The sequence below is a fragment of the Leptolyngbya sp. GGD genome, from assembly GCF_026735145.1.
GTDB lineage: Bacteria > Cyanobacteriota > Cyanobacteriia > Leptolyngbyales > Leptolyngbyaceae > Leptolyngbya > Leptolyngbya boryana.
Genome location: NZ_JAPQKE010000002.1, coordinates 820,632 through 837,794 on the forward strand (window position 1 = coordinate 820,632; position 17,163 = coordinate 837,794).

12 protein-coding genes are annotated in these 17,163 nt (G+C 44.4%); 10 read left to right on the forward strand and 2 right to left on the reverse strand.

Going from position 1 to position 17,163, the window contains the following annotated elements; genetic code table 11:
- The first annotated feature begins 83 nt into the window (after nucleotides 1–83).
- Entirely contained in the window at nucleotides 84–3,635 is a 3,552-nt protein-coding gene (locus OU814_RS12700) for a response regulator (RefSeq protein ID WP_268183287.1), read from the forward strand.
- A 29-nt stretch (nucleotides 3,636–3,664) separates the two neighbouring features.
- Here the strand turns inward: OU814_RS12700 and OU814_RS12705 are convergent, their stop codons facing one another.
- Nucleotides 3,665–5,494, reverse strand: coding sequence for an ABC transporter ATP-binding protein (locus OU814_RS12705; protein WP_017286320.1), 1,830 nt, complete (start codon nucleotides 5,492–5,494; stop codon nucleotides 3,665–3,667).
- Nucleotides 5,495–5,513: 19 nt separating this feature from the next.
- Here OU814_RS12705 and OU814_RS12710 point away from each other — a divergent pair, with 19 nt between their 5' ends.
- The 9 genes from OU814_RS12710 (at nucleotide 5,514) to OU814_RS12750 (ending at nucleotide 15,313) form a co-directional block, all read left to right on the forward strand.
- Nucleotides 5,514–6,341, forward strand: coding sequence for an ABC transporter permease (locus OU814_RS12710; RefSeq protein ID WP_017286321.1), 828 nt, complete (start codon nucleotides 5,514–5,516; stop codon nucleotides 6,339–6,341).
- 9 nt (nucleotides 6,342–6,350) lie between these two features.
- Complete coding sequence (locus tag OU814_RS12715) at nucleotides 6,351–7,607, forward strand: ABC transporter ATP-binding protein (protein ID WP_268183292.1); 1,257 nt, start codon at nucleotides 6,351–6,353, stop codon at nucleotides 7,605–7,607.
- Nucleotides 7,608–7,610: 3 nt separating this feature from the next.
- Nucleotides 7,611–8,375 carry an FkbM family methyltransferase gene (locus OU814_RS12720; RefSeq protein ID WP_268183294.1) on the forward strand — a complete coding sequence of 255 codons (765 nt, stop codon included), beginning with the start codon at nucleotides 7,611–7,613 and terminating at the stop codon, nucleotides 8,373–8,375.
- Nucleotides 8,372–9,145, forward strand: coding sequence for a glycosyltransferase (locus OU814_RS12725; protein WP_268183296.1), 774 nt, complete (start codon nucleotides 8,372–8,374; stop codon nucleotides 9,143–9,145). The genes OU814_RS12720 and OU814_RS12725 overlap by 4 nt, the downstream gene beginning before the upstream one ends.
- Entirely contained in the window at nucleotides 9,142–10,128 is a 987-nt protein-coding gene (locus tag OU814_RS12730; protein WP_268183298.1) for a glycosyltransferase family 2 protein, read from the forward strand. The genes OU814_RS12725 and OU814_RS12730 overlap by 4 nt, the downstream gene beginning before the upstream one ends.
- On the forward strand, nucleotides 10,107–11,708 hold the full coding sequence (locus OU814_RS12735) for a glycosyltransferase family protein (RefSeq protein ID WP_268183300.1): 1,602 nt from the start codon (nucleotides 10,107–10,109) through the stop codon (nucleotides 11,706–11,708). Before OU814_RS12730 ends, OU814_RS12735 begins: the two co-directional genes overlap by 22 nt.
- A gap of 74 nt (nucleotides 11,709–11,782) precedes the next feature.
- A complete protein-coding gene (locus OU814_RS12740) occupies nucleotides 11,783–13,267 on the forward strand; it encodes a glycosyltransferase family 39 protein (protein WP_190779969.1) in 1,485 nt (494 codons plus the stop codon).
- Nucleotides 13,264–14,469, forward strand: coding sequence for a polysialyltransferase family glycosyltransferase (locus OU814_RS12745; RefSeq protein WP_268183303.1), 1,206 nt, complete (start codon nucleotides 13,264–13,266; stop codon nucleotides 14,467–14,469). Before OU814_RS12740 ends, OU814_RS12745 begins: the two co-directional genes overlap by 4 nt.
- Before the next feature lie 28 nt (nucleotides 14,470–14,497).
- On the forward strand, nucleotides 14,498–15,313 hold the full coding sequence (locus tag OU814_RS12750) for a glycosyltransferase family 2 protein (RefSeq protein WP_268183306.1): 816 nt from the start codon (nucleotides 14,498–14,500) through the stop codon (nucleotides 15,311–15,313).
- 63 nt (nucleotides 15,314–15,376) lie between these two features.
- On the opposite strand, the gene OU814_RS12755 is transcribed toward OU814_RS12750, so the two are convergent.
- Complete coding sequence (locus OU814_RS12755) at nucleotides 15,377–17,143, reverse strand: S8 family serine peptidase (RefSeq protein ID WP_268183309.1); 1,767 nt, start codon at nucleotides 17,141–17,143, stop codon at nucleotides 15,377–15,379.
- Between the last annotated feature and the right edge of the window lie 20 nt (nucleotides 17,144–17,163).

Below are 17,163 nucleotides of genomic sequence, written 5' to 3' on the forward strand. Positions count from 1 at the left end.
TTTTGAAATTTCTCTATCCCAGGCTAGATGCATCAACTTGAGTCATACTTGACAATTAACCAGCTTGCTCGGAAACAATTGCAATGTTGAACCGTTTGAGAATTGGGACAAAGATCGGCGCGACATTTGGGATTGGGCTAGCAATTTTTGCAGCGATCGGCATTGTCTCATATAGTGGAACCCGACAACTGATTGACACTTCAGAATCAGTGACGAAGACCTATCGAGTTTTGACCGCCTTAGATGAAGTTTTTTCCTTGGTCAAAGATGCAGAAAGCGCAGTCCGAGGATATTTGCTCAGACCTGAACAGGAATCCCTAGAACCCTACAATCTGGCTCGTTCAACGATCGAGAATCGCATCGAATCGCTTCGCCAACTGTCCTCAGATAATCCCGCTCATCAGCAGAGCCTCGATCGATTGGAGCCGCTGATTGAGCGTCGCTTAGCGATCATGGAAAAGCGAATTGAAATCCGAAGAAGCCAAGGGCTGGAGACAGCCTTACGACCTGACGTAGTTCCAAGTGCGATTCCTGTAATGCAACAGATTCAGACTGTGATTACAGACATGAAAAAGCGGGAGCAAGTTTTGCTCGATCGCCGATCGACAGCCGCAAATCTTGCTGGACAAAATACATTGAATAGCATTGCATATGGAATTCCGCTTGGATTTGCACTACTAGGTGTTCTGGGCTTTTTACTCAACCGCAATATCTCCAAACCGCTGACGCACGTTTCCCGTACAGCAGAGAAAATTGCAGATGGAGATTTATCGATTCAATTGCACCCATTACCGCGAGCGGATGAAGTTGGGGTTTTAATCCGGACGTTTAATCAGATGGTAGAAAATCTGAAAGCGAGCTTGGAAAAGAGCGATCGCCAAACCTGGCTACAGTCGAATCTGGCAGAATTTGGGCATTTGATTCAAGGCGAGCGAGACTTAGAAACCGTTTCGCGAATGATGCTCTCTTACATTGCTCCCTTAGTTGAGGCTCAGCAGGGCGCATTTTATGTCATGGATTCAGAACACCATGTTCTGAGATTGCTCAGTAGCTATGCTTATCACGACCGCAAGCATCTTTCTAATCAGTTTCATTTGGGAGAAGGGCTCGTTGGGCAATGTGCGCTAGAAAAACAGCGAATCTTACTCACTCAAGTGCCGAGCGATTATATTCAGATTCGGTCGGGATTAGGAGAAAGCACTCCAACGAATCTGATTGTCTTGCCCATCTTATTTGAGCAGCAGGTCGTATCCGTGCTTGAACTTGCTTCCATTCACGAATTTAGTGAGCTACATCTCACCTTACTCGATCGATTGACCCAGACGATTGGTGTCGTGTTGAGAGCGATCGAAGCAGATGCACAAACGCAGCGCTTGCTGATTGAGTCGCAAGCATTAGCCGAAGAACTCAGAGTTCGACAGCAAGAGCTTCAACATAGTAATGAAATTCTGCAAGAGCAAGCAACGGCTTTAGAAGAGTCAGAACTGAAACTGCAAGAGCAACGAGAAGAACTCAAAGTCTCGAATGAAGAATTACAGCAGCTCAATGAAGAACTAGAAGAAAAAGCAGAATTACTGGCAGTCCAAAAGCGTCAAGTCGAGCAGAAAAACGGCGAAATCGATCAAGCCCTACTAGCACTGCAAGAAAAAGCAGAGCAGTTAGAAATTTCCTCGAAATACAAGTCTGAGTTTCTCGCCAATATGTCGCATGAGTTGAGAACCCCGCTCAATAGTTTGCTGATTTTGGCGAAGATTCTGAGTGACAATGCAGACCAAAATTTAACCGATCGACAAGTTGAATATAGCCGTACCATCTATGCTGCGGGGAATGACTTACTCACACTGATTAATGATATTTTGGATCTTGCTAAGATCGAATCGGGTACCGTTGCGCTCGAAGTTGAACCTGTAAACTTAGCTGAGATTCAGGCAACACTCGATCGCTCATTTCGGCAAATTGCGACCAGTAAAGGCTTAGATTTTGCGATCGAGCTACAAAATCCAGAAGTGATCCACACCGATAGTAAACGCCTTCAGCAAATTCTCAAAAATCTGCTCGCAAATGCCTTTAAATTCACTGAACAAGGCAGCGTGAAAGTCCAAATCGGACTCACGCCAAATTCTCAGGTCTTCTTTGCGGTCAGGGATACCGGGATTGGAATTCCCCCTGAGAAGCAACAGCTTATTTTTGAAGCCTTTCAGCAAGTTGATGGCACAACTAGCCGAAAATATGGCGGGACAGGTTTAGGGCTTTCCATCAGTCGGGAACTCGCACATCGCTTAGGTGGCTCAATTCATCTCAGCAGCCAATTGGGGCAGGGCAGTACTTTTACCTTGACTCTGCCTTGCTCATTCAATCAAGAGCCTCAGCCGATTACATTGCCGACTCCCAAGCCTGTCCCCCTTGCTACACCCGCTCCGTATGCTGAGATAGAAGACGATCGTGCGGTCATTCATCCCAACGATCGCATTCTCTTAATCATCGAAGACGATGCAAACTTTGCCAAAATTCTAATCGACATGGCTAGGCAGCAGGGTTTCAAAGTGCTCTGTGCTTTGAGAAGCCAGCCAGGACTTGTACTCGCACAGCAATTCAAACCTCATGCCATTCTGCTCGATTTACATCTCCCTGATTTAGATGGCTGGACAGTCCTCGATCGCTTAAAACATGAGCCAGAACTACGCCATATTCCGGTTCACATTTTATCGAGTGATGATCAGCGACAACGAGGCCTACAGCTCGGCGCGATCGCTTACTTACAAAAGCCTGTGTCCTCTGAAGAGTTAGACACCCTGTTTAACGAGATTCAAGTGTTTATTGAGCGGCGCGTCAAGAATTTGCTCGTGATTGAAGATGATCAAGTTCAAGCCCAAAGCATCATGGATCTGATTGGGAATGGAGATGTCAAAAGTATTGCTGCATCCACCGCTCAAGAAGCTCTCGCCATATTACAGGCGCAGCAAATTGACTGTATTGTGATGGATTTGGGCTTGCCGGATATGAGCGGGTTTGATTTGATTGAGCAGATCAAGCATGACGAAGCTTTGTCTAAAATTCCCATCATCGTCTACACCGGAAAAGAACTGTCTCGCCAGCAGGAAACTCAACTCAAACGCCTAGCTGAAACGATTATTATCAAAGATGTGCGATCGCCAGAACGGCTACTCGATGAGACGGCATTGTTCTTACACCGAGTTCAAGCGAACTTACCTAAGCCGAAGCGTCAGATCCTCGAAGAGCTATATCAAGCCGATCCGGTCTTAGGGGGTAAGAAAATTTTGATTGTCGATGACGATGTACGCAATATTTTCGCGCTCACCAGTCTGCTCGAACAGCATCAAATGGAAGTTCTGTATGCTGAAAACGGACGCGAAGGTGTTGAGACTCTGCAAGCGAATCCAGAAATTGATATTGTGCTCATGGACATCATGATGCCAGAAATGGACGGATACGAGACGACTCGCGTGATTCGAGAGCAATCAGAGTTTCGATCGCTGCCAATTATTGCGTTAACCGCAAAAGCAATGCAGGGCGATCGAGAAAAATGCATCGAAGCAGGAGCATCAGACTATATTACTAAGCCTGTTGATACTGAACAGTTGCTTTCTTTGTTGCGGGTTTGGTTGTATCGGTAGTTGTTCATTTTGGGAAATGGGGAATCGTCCTATTGATACCCCGCTGCCTGAATTGCAAACAGATGGGCATATCGTCCGCCTAATTCAATCAACTGTTCATGGCTTCCTTGTTCCAGCACTGTTCCAGCAGACATGACGAGAATTCGATCCGCCATGCGAACCGTTGAAAATCGGTGCGAGATCAAGATTGCCATTTGATCGGGAGTCATTTCTCGAAACCGATCGAAGATTTGCACCTCTGATTCGGCATCCATTGCGGAAGTTGGCTCATCGAGAACGAGCAAATCAGCACTCGATCGCATAAATGCCCGTGACAATGCAATCCGCTGCCATTGTCCACCCGATAGTTCTCGTCCTGTTTTGAACCATCGACCCAATCGAGTATCAAAGGATTCCGGCAGATCTTTAATAAATGAAATCGCATTGCCTTTATCAGAAGCGACTTGCCAGCGATCGCGATCGTCTAAATTCAGCACATCGCCTACGCCAATATTTTCGCCAACGCTGAATTGATATTTCATGAAATTCTGGAAGATCACCCCAATTCGACGTTGCAGGGCTTCGAGATCCCAAGCTTGTAAATCTAGCCCATCAAGTAAAATCCGACCTTCAGTTGGCGTATACAATCGCGTCAGTAATTTGATCAGCGTGGTTTTTCCAGAGCCATTTTCGCCGACAATTGCTAACTTTTCTCCGGGCTGTAAATGGAATGAAACGTCTTTTAGTGCAGGCTTATCAGCTTCGGGATAGTAGAACGTCACATGCTCAAATCGTAAGCCATCACCCGGCAAACTTCCGCGAGTGGCACTGCCGAGCGATCGCGGAATTTCCTGACCGAGAAACTCATACAGATTCGACAAATACAGCGAATCCTCATACATTCCACCAATTGAACTGAGAATCGAGGCAAATGCACTCTGTCCTTGTCGGAAAACGACAAGATACATCGTTAGCTCACCCAACGAGATCTGACCTGCGATCGTTTCCCAAACAATCCAGACATACGCCCCATAAAATGCAGCCGAACTGACTAAACCCAGTCCATAGCTCCAAAGTCCGCGCCGAATCGTTAAATCTCGATCCTCAGCATACAGCCGATGAAAGATCGCCCGATAGCGATCGAGCAACATGCCTCCTAACTGATACAGCCGAATCTCCATTGCCGGGGACTCATTGCCGATCAACCATTCTAGATAGTTCTGTTCTCGCGTCTCTGGAGTTCTCCAGCGGAACAATCGGAATGCTTCTCCGGCAAAGCGGGTTTCTGCCACAAAAGCTGGAACAGCTGCAATCATCAACATCACAACTGCCCAAGCCGAGAATTGAATCAACAGCCCGCCATAGGTAATCAAGGTCAGCGAATCCTGGACTAATCCAAATGTTCGACCGACTAAGCTCAAGGGGCGAGTCGAAGCTTCCCGCCGAGCGCGCGTCATCTTGTCATAAAATTCAGAATCTTCAAAATGTGCCAGATTCAGTGTGAGTGCCTTGCCGAGAATTAGTTCATTGACTTTCTGCCCAAGTAAGACTCTGAGCAACGACTGAGAAAGCACTAAGCCTTGTTTACTACCCGATTGAATCGCAACCATAACCGCTTCAAATCCGAGATAGCCGATCGCTGCCATACGATCGCTTTCCAGTCTAGTCTGAGAGGCTAAAACAACGGCATCAACAATCAATTTGCCTACATATGCCACCACCGCAGGCACAAGCCCACCGACTAGAGTAAACAAGGCGAGTCCGATCGTTAAACGGCGATTCGTTGTCCAAACGAGTGCGATCGCTCGCCCACAATAGCGGAAAATAGATAAAAATTGGGAGATGCTTCCAATGAAGCGTTGAAATCGTCTAGTTTGCATTCTTCTACAATAGCGTTTGATGAAAAAATCGAGACTGGTCATTGAAGCAGGGCAAACTGAAAAGCAATATTGGCGGGACTTGTGGCAGTATCGTGAACTGTTCTATTTCTTATCCTGGCGAGATATCCTAGTTCGTTATAAGCAAACCGCGATCGGGATTGCTTGGGCACTGATCCGCCCGTTTCTGACGATGATTGTGTTCACGGTTCTGTTTAGCAATCTGGCGAACTTGCCGACACAAGAAGATACGCCTTATCCGATTTTGGTTTTAGCTGCCTTACTGCCTTGGCAATTTTTTGCAGCGTCCTTGGGACAGACGAGCCAGAGTTTGGTCAGTAATGCGAATTTGATCTCGAAGATTTACTTTCCGCGATTGCTGGTTCCAGCGAGTGCGATCGCAGTGAATTTCGTTGATCTCTTAGTGTCTGGAATGTTGCTATTGGGAGTGATGATTTGGTATCAATACATTCCAACTTGGCGAATTTTAACCCTGCCATTTTTTGTCTCGATCGCAGCATTGGCGGCGTTTGGAGTTGGCTTGTGGTTTGCTGCAATTTATGTCCGGTTTCGCGATGTGGCGCAGGTAATTCCGTTTCTGATTCAGCTTGGGCAGTATGTTTCTCCGGTTGGTTATAGTGTGGAAATTATTCCGGCACAATGGCGATTGTTGTATTCACTCAATCCGATGGTTGGTGTGATTGATGGCTTTCGCTGGGCAATTCTCAAGGGTGAACCGTCGTTTTATCTGCCGGGGTTTGTTTTAGCCTTGGGGGTAGTGGTACTGTTGGTGTGGACGGGAATTCGCTATTTCCGAAGTGTTGAGCGAACCTTTGCGGACATTATCTAGGAGTGTGATGTGTCAAATTTAGTACTTCAGGTTGAGAATCTGAGTAAGTGCTATCAAATTGCACATCAGTCGAATGCGCCTAATTTTTTGCTCAGAGATGTGATTGCAAGTTCCGTCAAATCGTTGTTCAATCGGAACGCTCAGAAGCGATCGACCGAAGATTTTTTGGCATTAGATAACGTTTCGTTTTCGCTGCAAGCAGGCGATCGTTTGGGAGTCATTGGGCGAAATGGAGCAGGGAAATCGACGCTCTTGAAGCTGCTGAGTCGAATCACCGAGCCGACTCAAGGCAGAATTGAGATGATAGGCAGAGTTACAAGTTTACTAGAAGTTGGAACTGGCTTTCATCCTGAGCTAACCGGACGGGAGAATGTGTATCTCAATGGCGCGATTTTGGGAATGAGTCGATCGGAGATTGCGCGCAAGTTTGAGCAGATTGTTGATTTTGCTGAGGTTGAGCGGTTTTTAGATACGCCTGTCAAACGGTATTCTTCGGGGATGTATGTGCGCTTAGCATTTGCAGTAGCAGCACATCTAGAGCCAGAAATTTTGATTGTGGATGAGGTTTTAGCCGTCGGAGATACCCAATTTCAGCAGAAGTGTCTGAATAAGATGGAAGAGGTGGGAAAAGAGGGACGAACTGTTTTGTTTGTCAGCCACAATATGCAGACGATTAGCGCTTTATGCAATCAGGCGATCGTGCTGGAGGCAGGACAGGTTGCGTTTCATGGAGAAGTACAAGCCGCGATCGACGTTTATTTAGAAAACTCTTATCAGTTGATGAGCCGGATTCCTTTGCTGGAAAGACGCGATCGTACGGGTTCAGGAAGAGTGAAAGTCTCTAGCTTTCGCGTCTTAGATGCACAAGGACAAGCTGTTGAAATTCTTCAATCTGGCGTAGATTATGAGTTTGAGTTTGGCTATGTCAACTACTCAGGTCAAGCTTTAGAGAGTGTGATTGTGAGCTTTGCAGTTTCAGACGATAAAGGACAAACTATCCTATTGCTCAGAACGAGTTTTACAGATAGTAACGTTGTTTTGAATGCGAATTCAGGCGTTGTGAGATGTCGATTAAATCAGCTACCGTTAGCAAACGGCACGTATCGCTTACCTATCTTCTTCTCTTATCGCGAATCTGAAGTACTAGATTATCTACAAGATGCAGTTTCGATTGTGGTAGAAGGCGGGGATTTCTTTGGGACTGGAAGTGCAGGATTGCCTCAGAAGTGTAAGATTTTGACAAAAGCAGAATGGCGGAGTTTTTAACTTATGGGAATTCGGTCAAAAATTCGGCAATTTCTGAAAAAAAGATGTCCCTGGAAATTTGTGCGATCACCTTTTTTAAGGTATTTTGCATTCCAAGATCCAATTGATTGCATTTTCTATGCTCTTTCGCTAACTCAGCAGCCATTTTTTATTCAAGTTGGAGCCAATGATGGGATTAATGGCGATCCAATTTATCCGTTTATTTTGAAGTGGAATTGGTCGGGAGTTAAAGTTGAACCTGTTCGTTATATTTTTCAGGAATTAGAGAAGAACTTTAAAGATTTCTCCAATATCATTTTGGAAAATAGCGCGATCGCTCATACAAATAATTCCCAAAAATTCTACTATTTAAAGCAAGACAATAATGCACCTGAATGGTATAGCCAGCTTGGTTCATTCTCGCTTCCAACGATTCTAAAACATGCTCAATGGATTCCAGATTTAGAAGAGCGATTAATGACAAGCGATGTTCCTTGTCTAACCTTTGAAGAACTTTGTGATAAACATCATATCCATCATATTGATGTTATCCATATTGATACAGAAGGATATGATTTTGAAATTATTAAACTCATTGACTTTGAAAAATTTAGATCTGCGATCGTGCTTTATGAACATAAGCATCTAAACGTATCAGATCAGCACTTATGCCGTCAGCATCTTGAAAGTTTCGGTTATCAGTTTATTTCAACTTCAAGAGATACGTTAGCCGTTTTAGAATCGCCTCAACTTCACAAAGCTTGGAATATCGTAATAGGTACAAGATGAGTATTCGAGTTTTTATTGGTTCTGGAGAAGCCAGTTTAGTCGAGCGCAAGGTTTTAATCTATTCCTTACGGAAACACACGCAGCAAGATTTAGATATTTACGTTTTGAACGGGACTCATAATGCGATCGAGCGAAATGATCAAGAACCGGTTCCTGCGCCGATGTCGCTCAAAATTAAATATCAAAATGTCACTGAATTTAGTTTGTATCGCTACCTTATCCCAAAAATTTGTAATTATCAGGGCAAGGCAATTTATCTCGACTCAGATACAGTTTGCCTCACCGATATTTCAGAGTTATATGAGATCGATTTAGGCATTCACCACTTTCTTGCTAAACAAGAATATGGTGGAAATTGGGGATTAAGCGTAATGCTGATGGATTGTGAAAAGTGCTATTTTGATCTCGATAGGTATTTTCTTGATATCGAAAAGCAGCGCTATACTTACACAGATTTTAATCGAATGAGTTCAGCCTTTCTGAAGCATCATCCTTTCGCGATCGCTGAACTTGACCCCAACTGGAACGTATTCGATTTTCACAATTCGGAAACGAAATTGATTCACTATACCAATCTATTTACTCAACCTTGGAAAGCTTACAATCATCCCTACGGCGAATTGTGGTTTCAATACTTTCATGAAGCGATAGATGCAGGGATTTTGACAGAACGGGATATTGAGTTAAGCGTTTTACGATCGTATATTCGCCCCGATATTCGAGAAGGAAACTTTTCTAGAAAATCTTTACTGAGCCGAATACTGCGATGAAAACTTCTGTTTTAATCAATAACTATAATTATCAGACCTATGTGATTGATGCGATCGAGAGCGTTCTCAATCAATCAGCCCAAGCCGATGAAATCATTATTGTAGATGATTGCTCAACCGATCAATCTGCCCAAGTCTTACAAGATTTTCTAAATTCAAAGTCCCCCAGAATGGGAGATTTAGGGGGCACGATTCCCTCTAATCGAAGCCCAAATATCAATCTCATCTTAAAAAAGAAAAACGAAGGACAACTTGCAGCATTTCAAGACGGATTCAACGCTGCCACAGGTGAGCTTATTTTCTTCTTAGACGCAGACGACGTATACCAAGAAACCTATATCGAAACCGTTCTAAACTTTTACCAAAATCATCCAGCTTGTGACTTTCTATTTACCAGTTCAGAACTTTTTGGTAACGAAGAAAGAATTGCAACTTGTTACACCCACACTCGTGATCTTGGCTATTCAAAAATCAGCACCCTATATCGAAGAACTTGGATTGGACATCGCACTTCTACCCTTTCGATGAGGCGGCATGTTCTCGAAGCAATCTTTCCCATTCCTTACTTAGAAGATTGGCGAATTCGAGCCGATGACTGTGTAACTTATGGAACATCGATCGCGAATGCTCATAAATTTTACCTCAATCAACCCCTCGTAAAATATCGAGTTCATGGCAATAATGGGTACTACGGACGCTTAAAAACACGATCGCCCGAATATTTTCAACAGTATGAACAAGCGATCGAGCGTTTGTTTAAATTCTGGATTAAAAAATTCAATTACTCCGAAGACATTGATCAATTTGCAGGTGAGGAGTTTCGTTCAATTCCTCACCCAACTCAACAGGAATTTGATACGTTTCAATCCATTATTCGGTGTACAAACCTACCTAAAATTCGCAAGGGATTCATGTTAGTGTTGGCGTATCTCTATTTCCTTCGTCACCGCAATCCTTCCGAATGTTCACCCCAAAGGAACTGATACTGCGCCCGAAACCCGCTTCACTCTCAGATTTCGACTTTACTCAGCCCTCAACTCGCATCATCGCCTGTCCTGATCCTCCCATCGAAGCTGTTCGAGCAGGTCACGCGATCTCAATTCCTGACAACACTTTCAACATTCGTCCCCTCCTCAAACAGCTTCCATTCCAACCTGATCTCGTCAGTCTGTCTGCCCGTGTCATGACTTTTCTGCCGCGCGGACTCCACACGTTGAACTGTCCAACTGTAATGAAATTGGGAGACACTTTTCACTTAGGCGATGGTGGGTTGAGTCGAATGGTGAGCTATTGCAAGCATCTCAATTGTGATTATCACTGGACATATCAAAGCCCTCAGCATCTTCACTTCTTTACTGAGGCAGGACTAAGAAATGTATTTTGGTTACCTGGGTCGATCGTCATTGATCCATATATTCCTCAACTCTCAGAGAAACAGTACGCCGTTATTTTTCGCGGTTCTGAGTCGGAATTACATCAATATCGAACTCATATTTTGAATGTAGTTCGGGCATCTGGGATCAACATAGATATATGCCAAAAAGATTACATTAGCTCTCTAGAAGACTATGCAAAAGCACGGATTGTTATCAATAGTAGTTTGAATGGAGATCTGAATCGGCGTGTGTTTGAAGTGCTGATGGCAGGAGGTTTTTTACTCACCGATCGCATTCGTCCGCAGTCTGGACTCTTTGAACTCTTTGAAGAAGGCAAGCATTTTGAATGCTACGGCAATGAGACAGAACTCATCGAGAAAATTCAGTTCTACCTTGCTCATCCTCAAAAAGCGAACCAAATTGCCCAAGCTGGACATGAGCATTTTCTCACTCATTACTCTCAACCAACAGTCCAGCAACAACTATATCGATCGATTTTCAACAAGCTCGAATTTCCCAAACACGATCGACGATTGCACACCTCAACCCGGCTTCAAACTCGTCTCAAACTCTACGAACTCATTCAAGAACTTCATCGCATCTATCCTAAACTCAAGATTCTGTGTTGGCGAACTTGCTCAACGATCGTCGCAGATCTTGCAGACTTACCTCGTGCTGAACTGACTCACGTTGTTGACTCTGAGCAACTCGTACAGACCCAAACAGACTATCTACAGGCAGGGCTGCAAGTCAATGTACAAGATCTGCAGCCTGATCCAGGTGGAGAATTTCAAATTGTAGTCATGAGTGGAGTGGATCGTGCCTTAGAGCAGCAGATTCAACAGAGTACAAATCTACTTTGCGATCGCGGTTTTTTCATCATTGTTCAGCCCTTTCACTTCTTTGCAATCCCACAATTGAATCAATGGATGAGAAATCAGAACTGTATTCCAATTCAGTTATCCATTCGCTTGTTCAATCAGAACTATGATCTAGCACTTGAACAGCATGGACTACTTTATCAAAAACTTTCTGCTCAAGCTGATTCAGCAAGGTTGCAGGACAAAGCAGACTTAGTAATAACTGAGATTCGAGCCAGTAGAATAATAAAAACTCAGATCAAAACGGCTCCAATCATTCGTTGCATTCTATCTCTAATTCGGAAGCTGCGATCGCGCTTTCGCTAGTTCTGAAGTCATCGTCACACCTGTCAATGAACATAAAATCGATCCAACCCTTTAGGCTTCTTGTTGTGATCCTATTGCTGCTTGGTATTTTTTTCCGATTTGCGTCCCTCGGAGAACGACCTTACTGGCATGATGAGGCACATACGTTACTGAGATCATCGGGCTATACGCTCACAGAAATTACAACTCAAATTTTTAATACTCAAATCCTCGATCGTGATCAGGTGCTCAAATTTCAACAGCTTTCATCTGAGAAAACTGAATTTGATGTTGTACGCTCTTTAGCAACTGAAGAACCGCATCGCGCACCTCTGTTTTATACACTTTTACATTATTGGATGCGATGGTTTGGCAACGATCTCACTTCACTCAGAATATTACCAAGCCTGCTAAGCTTGCTCGTTTTTCCAGCGATCTACTGGCTCTGTCTTGAGTTATTTGGTTTGCCATCTACTGGATGGATCGCGATCGCACTGGTCAGTGTTTCGCCATTTCAGGTTTACTATGCTCAAGAAGTCAGAGAATATTCTTTATGGGCGGCAACGACTTTGTTTACTTCCGCTGCATATCTTCATGCAATGCGATCTCCAAAAAAATTAGCTTGGAGCCTATATAGCGTTTCAATCATTCTATCGCTATATACGTCTCTGTTATCGCTTCTGATTTGGGTAGGTCATTGCATTCATGCGATCGCATCTCAGAAAGTGAAACTGACGAAACCTATGAGTGCTTTTCTCAAAGCTTCATTCCTTGGATTCCTTGGATATTTACCTTGGCTATTCTTTGTAGCCGTGAACCTGTCACAGGTCGAAAGAAGCAATGCTTGGATGTTTCAACCGACTCCGCTCCACACGTTGCTAGAGAGTTGGGTGACGAATTATCAATTTATCTTTCTGAAACGCAGTCTAGCGGGTTCTTGGAGCTTTTTATTTACAACTGCGATCGGGCTTCTCACTTTCCTTTCAGCCCGATCGCTGATTCTCCGTACCCGAAAAGCAACCTGGGTATTGATTGCACTTTTAGTTTTACCGTTACTTATTACTTTTGTTGTTCCTGACTTGATCTGGGGTGGATTACGATCGACAAATGGGCGCTACTTTGTCCCGTGCTATTTAGGGATTCAGCTTGCAGTTGCACATCTGTTTGCAACTCAGCTAAAAAATGGCTCAAATCTTCTACAAAAAGCATTTTGGCGGTTCGCATTGGTCAGTATTCTTACCGCAGGTGTGCTTTCATGTACGGTGCAGATGTTTCAAAATCGCCTGAGTGAAGATTTAGCGATCGCATCGATGATCAATCAAGCTGAAAATGCGATCGTCGTTAGTGCAGAAGAGTCTTATCAGGGAGGCGGCACGATCGGCGATATCCTAACATTAAGCCATCTCGTTCAGCCGAGTACAAAATTCCAGCTTGCGATTCGACATCAAGTTCCATCGCTTCCAAATCAACCGAATTTATATCTCTATAAACCTCTTACCTACCTAAAACAGAACCTCCAGCAAACTTATACACTCCAACCTATCTACAAAGATAAGCTCTTTCAACTTCTTCCCAAATGAAGCGAATTATCACCTGCCAAGGAAGTATCCAACTCATTGCTGCATTATCAGCGCTCTTGCATCGAGGGCAGTTGAGAGACTCCCAAAATTACCTCGTCATCTATGAGCTTTATGCTCCTGAACAGCAGCATTATGAGTTTGCAACCTTTATCGAGCAGATGGCGAGATCGATTTGTGAATGGGAGGAGATCGTCTATCTCACCCCTGATCAACTGAATGCAATTGGGCACAAACTCGACTCGACTCGACCCGCTCAAATTCATAGCCAAGTTCATCGCTGGCTCGGACTCGATCGAGCCGATGAAATCTATCTCTGTCGCAACTGGCAATTGACGAATCAGCTTTTACTCAATGCCTATCCCTCTGCTTATCGAGTCTGCTACGGTGACGGCATCGGGCTTTATTTCTCAGAGCATTCCGCCGTCGTTCGTCGCCCGTTTACGCCGCCTCCAACCCGTGATCAAATTTTCGATTGGACTTGGTGGAAACTACGATCGCTCTGGCATCGAATTCGCGAACGCCTGAAGTTAAAAACAAAGCTCTACTCTCTGCCTTTTGATATTGGCTACTTTGTGCTGCCTGACATTTTTGGAGAAACGCCACCCATGCCGAGTGTCAAACTCGCGCCAGTGCAGCTCCTCAAACTGTTTGAGCGTTTTACCTCATTTGTCGATGACGATCACGTAGCTGAAATTCAATCCATCATTCAAGATTCGCCAGTTTCAATTCTACTCACTTCCAACTTTTCAGAAGGAGAACGCTTACCTCAAGCTCGTGAAATTCACGCCTACTATGAATTTCTTAGCTCACACAGCATTCCACCCGATAGTGTCTTGATCATCAAACCTCATCCTAGAGATGATCCCAATAAGATTAAAGAATTGCAGAAACTATGTTCTCACTTATATCGTGAAGTCATTCTCCTGACTGATTCAAATCTGTTCTTTTTACCCTTTGAAATTTTCTTTCTCAAAGCTTTTACTCAAAAAAAGCAGAACATTCGTATCTTTGCCGTCAGTTCTGCTTTTTTGTCCTTACAGCTTCTCTTTGATCTACCAAGCTTCATTGGATTCGGAGCAGATTTAACTACACAATCGTTTTATCCAGACTTTGTGGATGCCCGCTTAGAGCATGAACAAACCTTACATGAAGCTTGCTATCGTTTACAGTCCGCTTTGAATTCTCAACAAGACGTGCTATGAATCGAACACCAGGTTTTGTGCGATCGCTATGATTAGTATTGTGACTCCTGTTTACAATGGAGAGCAGTTCATTGAGTCCTGTCTTCAAACCGTCATTGCTCAAGCGTGCGATGAAATTGAGCATCTCATTATTGATGGCGGTTCAACAGATAGCACAGTCAGTATCATTCAAAAATATGCGAACTGCTATTCTCACATTCGCTGGATCTCTGAACCGGATCGAGGTCAATCCGATGCCATGAACAAAGGCATTCAACTTGCAAAAGGCAATGTACTGACGTTTCTCAATGTTGATGACTACTATGAGCTAGATACTCTAAATCAAGTTAATCAGCGCTTCAAAACGCTACCTGAACCGAGCTTTATCGTGGGAAACTGTCGAATCTGGAACGATCACGGAGAAGTGATTGATATCAATAAGCCTTCTAAGTTGCGCTTGTTTGATCTCGTTCTCGGGTTGAATATCAATCCCTATCCTTGTAATCCTTGCGCTTATTTTTATCATCGATCGCTGCATGAGCGAGTTGGAAATTATGCGATCGAGGATCACTATTCGATGGATCTAGATTTCATCCTCCGCGTGATTCAAGTGGCTCACGTTTACTATGTTGATGAAATCTGGGGGAACTATCGCAGAATTGCAGGAACGAAAACGTTTATTGATATGGAAAGTGGAGAGTGCGATCGCCGAGTTCGACAAATTCTAAGAAAATATCGACAGCATCTGACTCCAGTTGAGCAATTTCAGTGGTACATCTGGAAAATTTGGCATCAATGCCGCACGATTGTCTTTTCAGCTTTAAGACTCTGTTTTAGAACGATTAAACGGTTCTTTCGTAGATAAATAGAAAATCCCCCATTGCTTCTGAGCCGAATGCAATGGGGGATTTTTGAAAAAATGCCTGAGCTATTCTCGCGCTGCCAGTAAGCCAAGACCTAGCGACAATAAAGCATTCACGCCGAGATAGCCCCGTGCGATCGCGCTGCTTCCTAACCATTGCATTTCGGGTAGAAAGACTGCACTCACGGCTAAGCAAGCTGCAACTCCGAAAGTACACCCGATCGCAAACCATTTCAACGAAGGATGTCCTAACAAACCAGCAAGCAGCAAGAAAGGAATCAGAACACTTGCAGAGATTGGATTCAGCAGATTGGAATTGAGAATCGTGCCAACCAACTCAGGAATCGAGCTACCTGCTAAGCGGAGTGGAAACTGAGGCAGATTCGTGATAAAGATGCCTCGCAAGAAGAACAATCCGCAACTTCCGAGCACCAAGCCCCAATATAGCGAAGCGCGATTTCGAGGCATCTGAGCAATAAATACTTGCGAGAATGCGATCGCAACTCCGAACATGAGAAGCTTCAGACCGAGGTTGAAGGCACTGCCATCAAACCAAATACGACTGAAGAAACCACTCCAAAGCTTCGGAGATAGCCACCAAAAGAAAGGACGGTCTTTCAAGGCTAAATCGACGGCTCCTTTTGCATCGAGTCTGCCTGAGCCATAGAAATTTTGCGGATCATCTGGAACTGCGATCGCGCTCTTTTTCAAAATTCCTTCAATCCGATCTGGGTCTTGTGTACCAAGCGAATGCACTAACGCTGCAACGCCTGCTACGTGAGGAGCAGCCATACTGGTTCCTTGAAAGTATTCCAACACAGATTCCCCTGTAGCTGGATTAATCGTGTTCTGCAAAATTCCACCACTCTTATTTGCAGAAGATTGAATCGAACCTCCTGGTGCAGCAATATCAATTCCCGTGCCATAGTTCGAGTAGGGCGCTTTCTTCGTTGTCGAATCGTAGGCTGAAACAGCGATTACGTGAGGATACCGGGCTGGAAACTCAGCAACACTCCGTCTCGAATTGCCTGCCGCCGCAACGATCGTCACTTTTTTACTATGAGCGTACTCGATCGCTTCTCGCATCAATTGGCTTTCTCCCCCACCGCCTAAGCTCATATTAATGACATGTGCCCCGTGATCGGCTGCCCAACGAATCGCTTCTGCAATATCTGCTGTCGTTCCTCCACCCCAGGCTGCCAGGACTTTCAAAGGCATAATGCTCGCTTCGTAAGCAACACCTGCTACCCCATAGCGATTGTTTGTAGACTGAGCGATCGTGCCTGCAACATGCGTTCCATGACCATTGTCATCAGAAGCGTTTGAGCGATCGTTGACGAAATCATATCCTTCAACGAATTGAGTTTCTTTTAAGTCAAGAACTTGGCTCACCCCAGTATCAATCACAGCAACGACGGTTCCTTTGCCTTGGGTATGTTTCCAGCTTTCTTCAATATTGATGCTTTGAAAGTTCCACTGTTTGTCGTAGTCGGGATCGTTCGGCTTGCCCGTCGTTTTGTAGATGTAGTTCGGTTCCACAAATTCCGTATACTTGCCGATGTCGGAGTTTTTGAGTTTCCGAAGCAGCGCTGCATCGCCTTTCATCACAAAGACGTGATCAGCTTGAGAAAATTCACTGTTTAAGCGAATGTCGCTACTGTAGCCAGATTTCAGTTCGCTGAGTTCGCTAGAGAGTTCGTCACTGGTCAGCGACTCACGGAAGTCGAGAATAATTGAATCAAAAGTCCCAGGTTCAGTTGCAAAGGCTTGGAAAGATAAAACAGATAGCAAAAAGCTGAATACGCATAACCCGATCAGCAGTAAACGTCGCATAATACTGGTTGGTGGGAAAG

Coding starts and splice junctions, on each gene's coding strand:
- OU814_RS12700 (WP_268183287.1), top strand. CDS start 84: ATGTTGAACCGTTTGAGAATTGGGACAAAGATCGGCGCGACATTTGGG.
- OU814_RS12705 (WP_017286320.1), bottom strand. CDS start 5,494: ATGCAAACTAGACGATTTCAACGCTTCATTGGAAGCATCTCCCAATTT.
- OU814_RS12710 (WP_017286321.1), top strand. CDS start 5,514: ATGAAAAAATCGAGACTGGTCATTGAAGCAGGGCAAACTGAAAAGCAA.
- OU814_RS12720 (WP_268183294.1), top strand. CDS start 7,611: ATGGGAATTCGGTCAAAAATTCGGCAATTTCTGAAAAAAAGATGTCCC.
- OU814_RS12725 (WP_268183296.1), top strand. CDS start 8,372: ATGAGTATTCGAGTTTTTATTGGTTCTGGAGAAGCCAGTTTAGTCGAG.
- OU814_RS12730 (WP_268183298.1), top strand. CDS start 9,142: ATGAAAACTTCTGTTTTAATCAATAACTATAATTATCAGACCTATGTG.
- OU814_RS12735 (WP_268183300.1), top strand. CDS start 10,107: ATGTTCACCCCAAAGGAACTGATACTGCGCCCGAAACCCGCTTCACTC.
- OU814_RS12745 (WP_268183303.1), top strand. CDS start 13,264: ATGAAGCGAATTATCACCTGCCAAGGAAGTATCCAACTCATTGCTGCA.
- OU814_RS12750 (WP_268183306.1), top strand. CDS start 14,498: ATGATTAGTATTGTGACTCCTGTTTACAATGGAGAGCAGTTCATTGAG.
- OU814_RS12755 (WP_268183309.1), bottom strand. CDS start 17,143: ATGCGACGTTTACTGCTGATCGGGTTATGCGTATTCAGCTTTTTGCTA.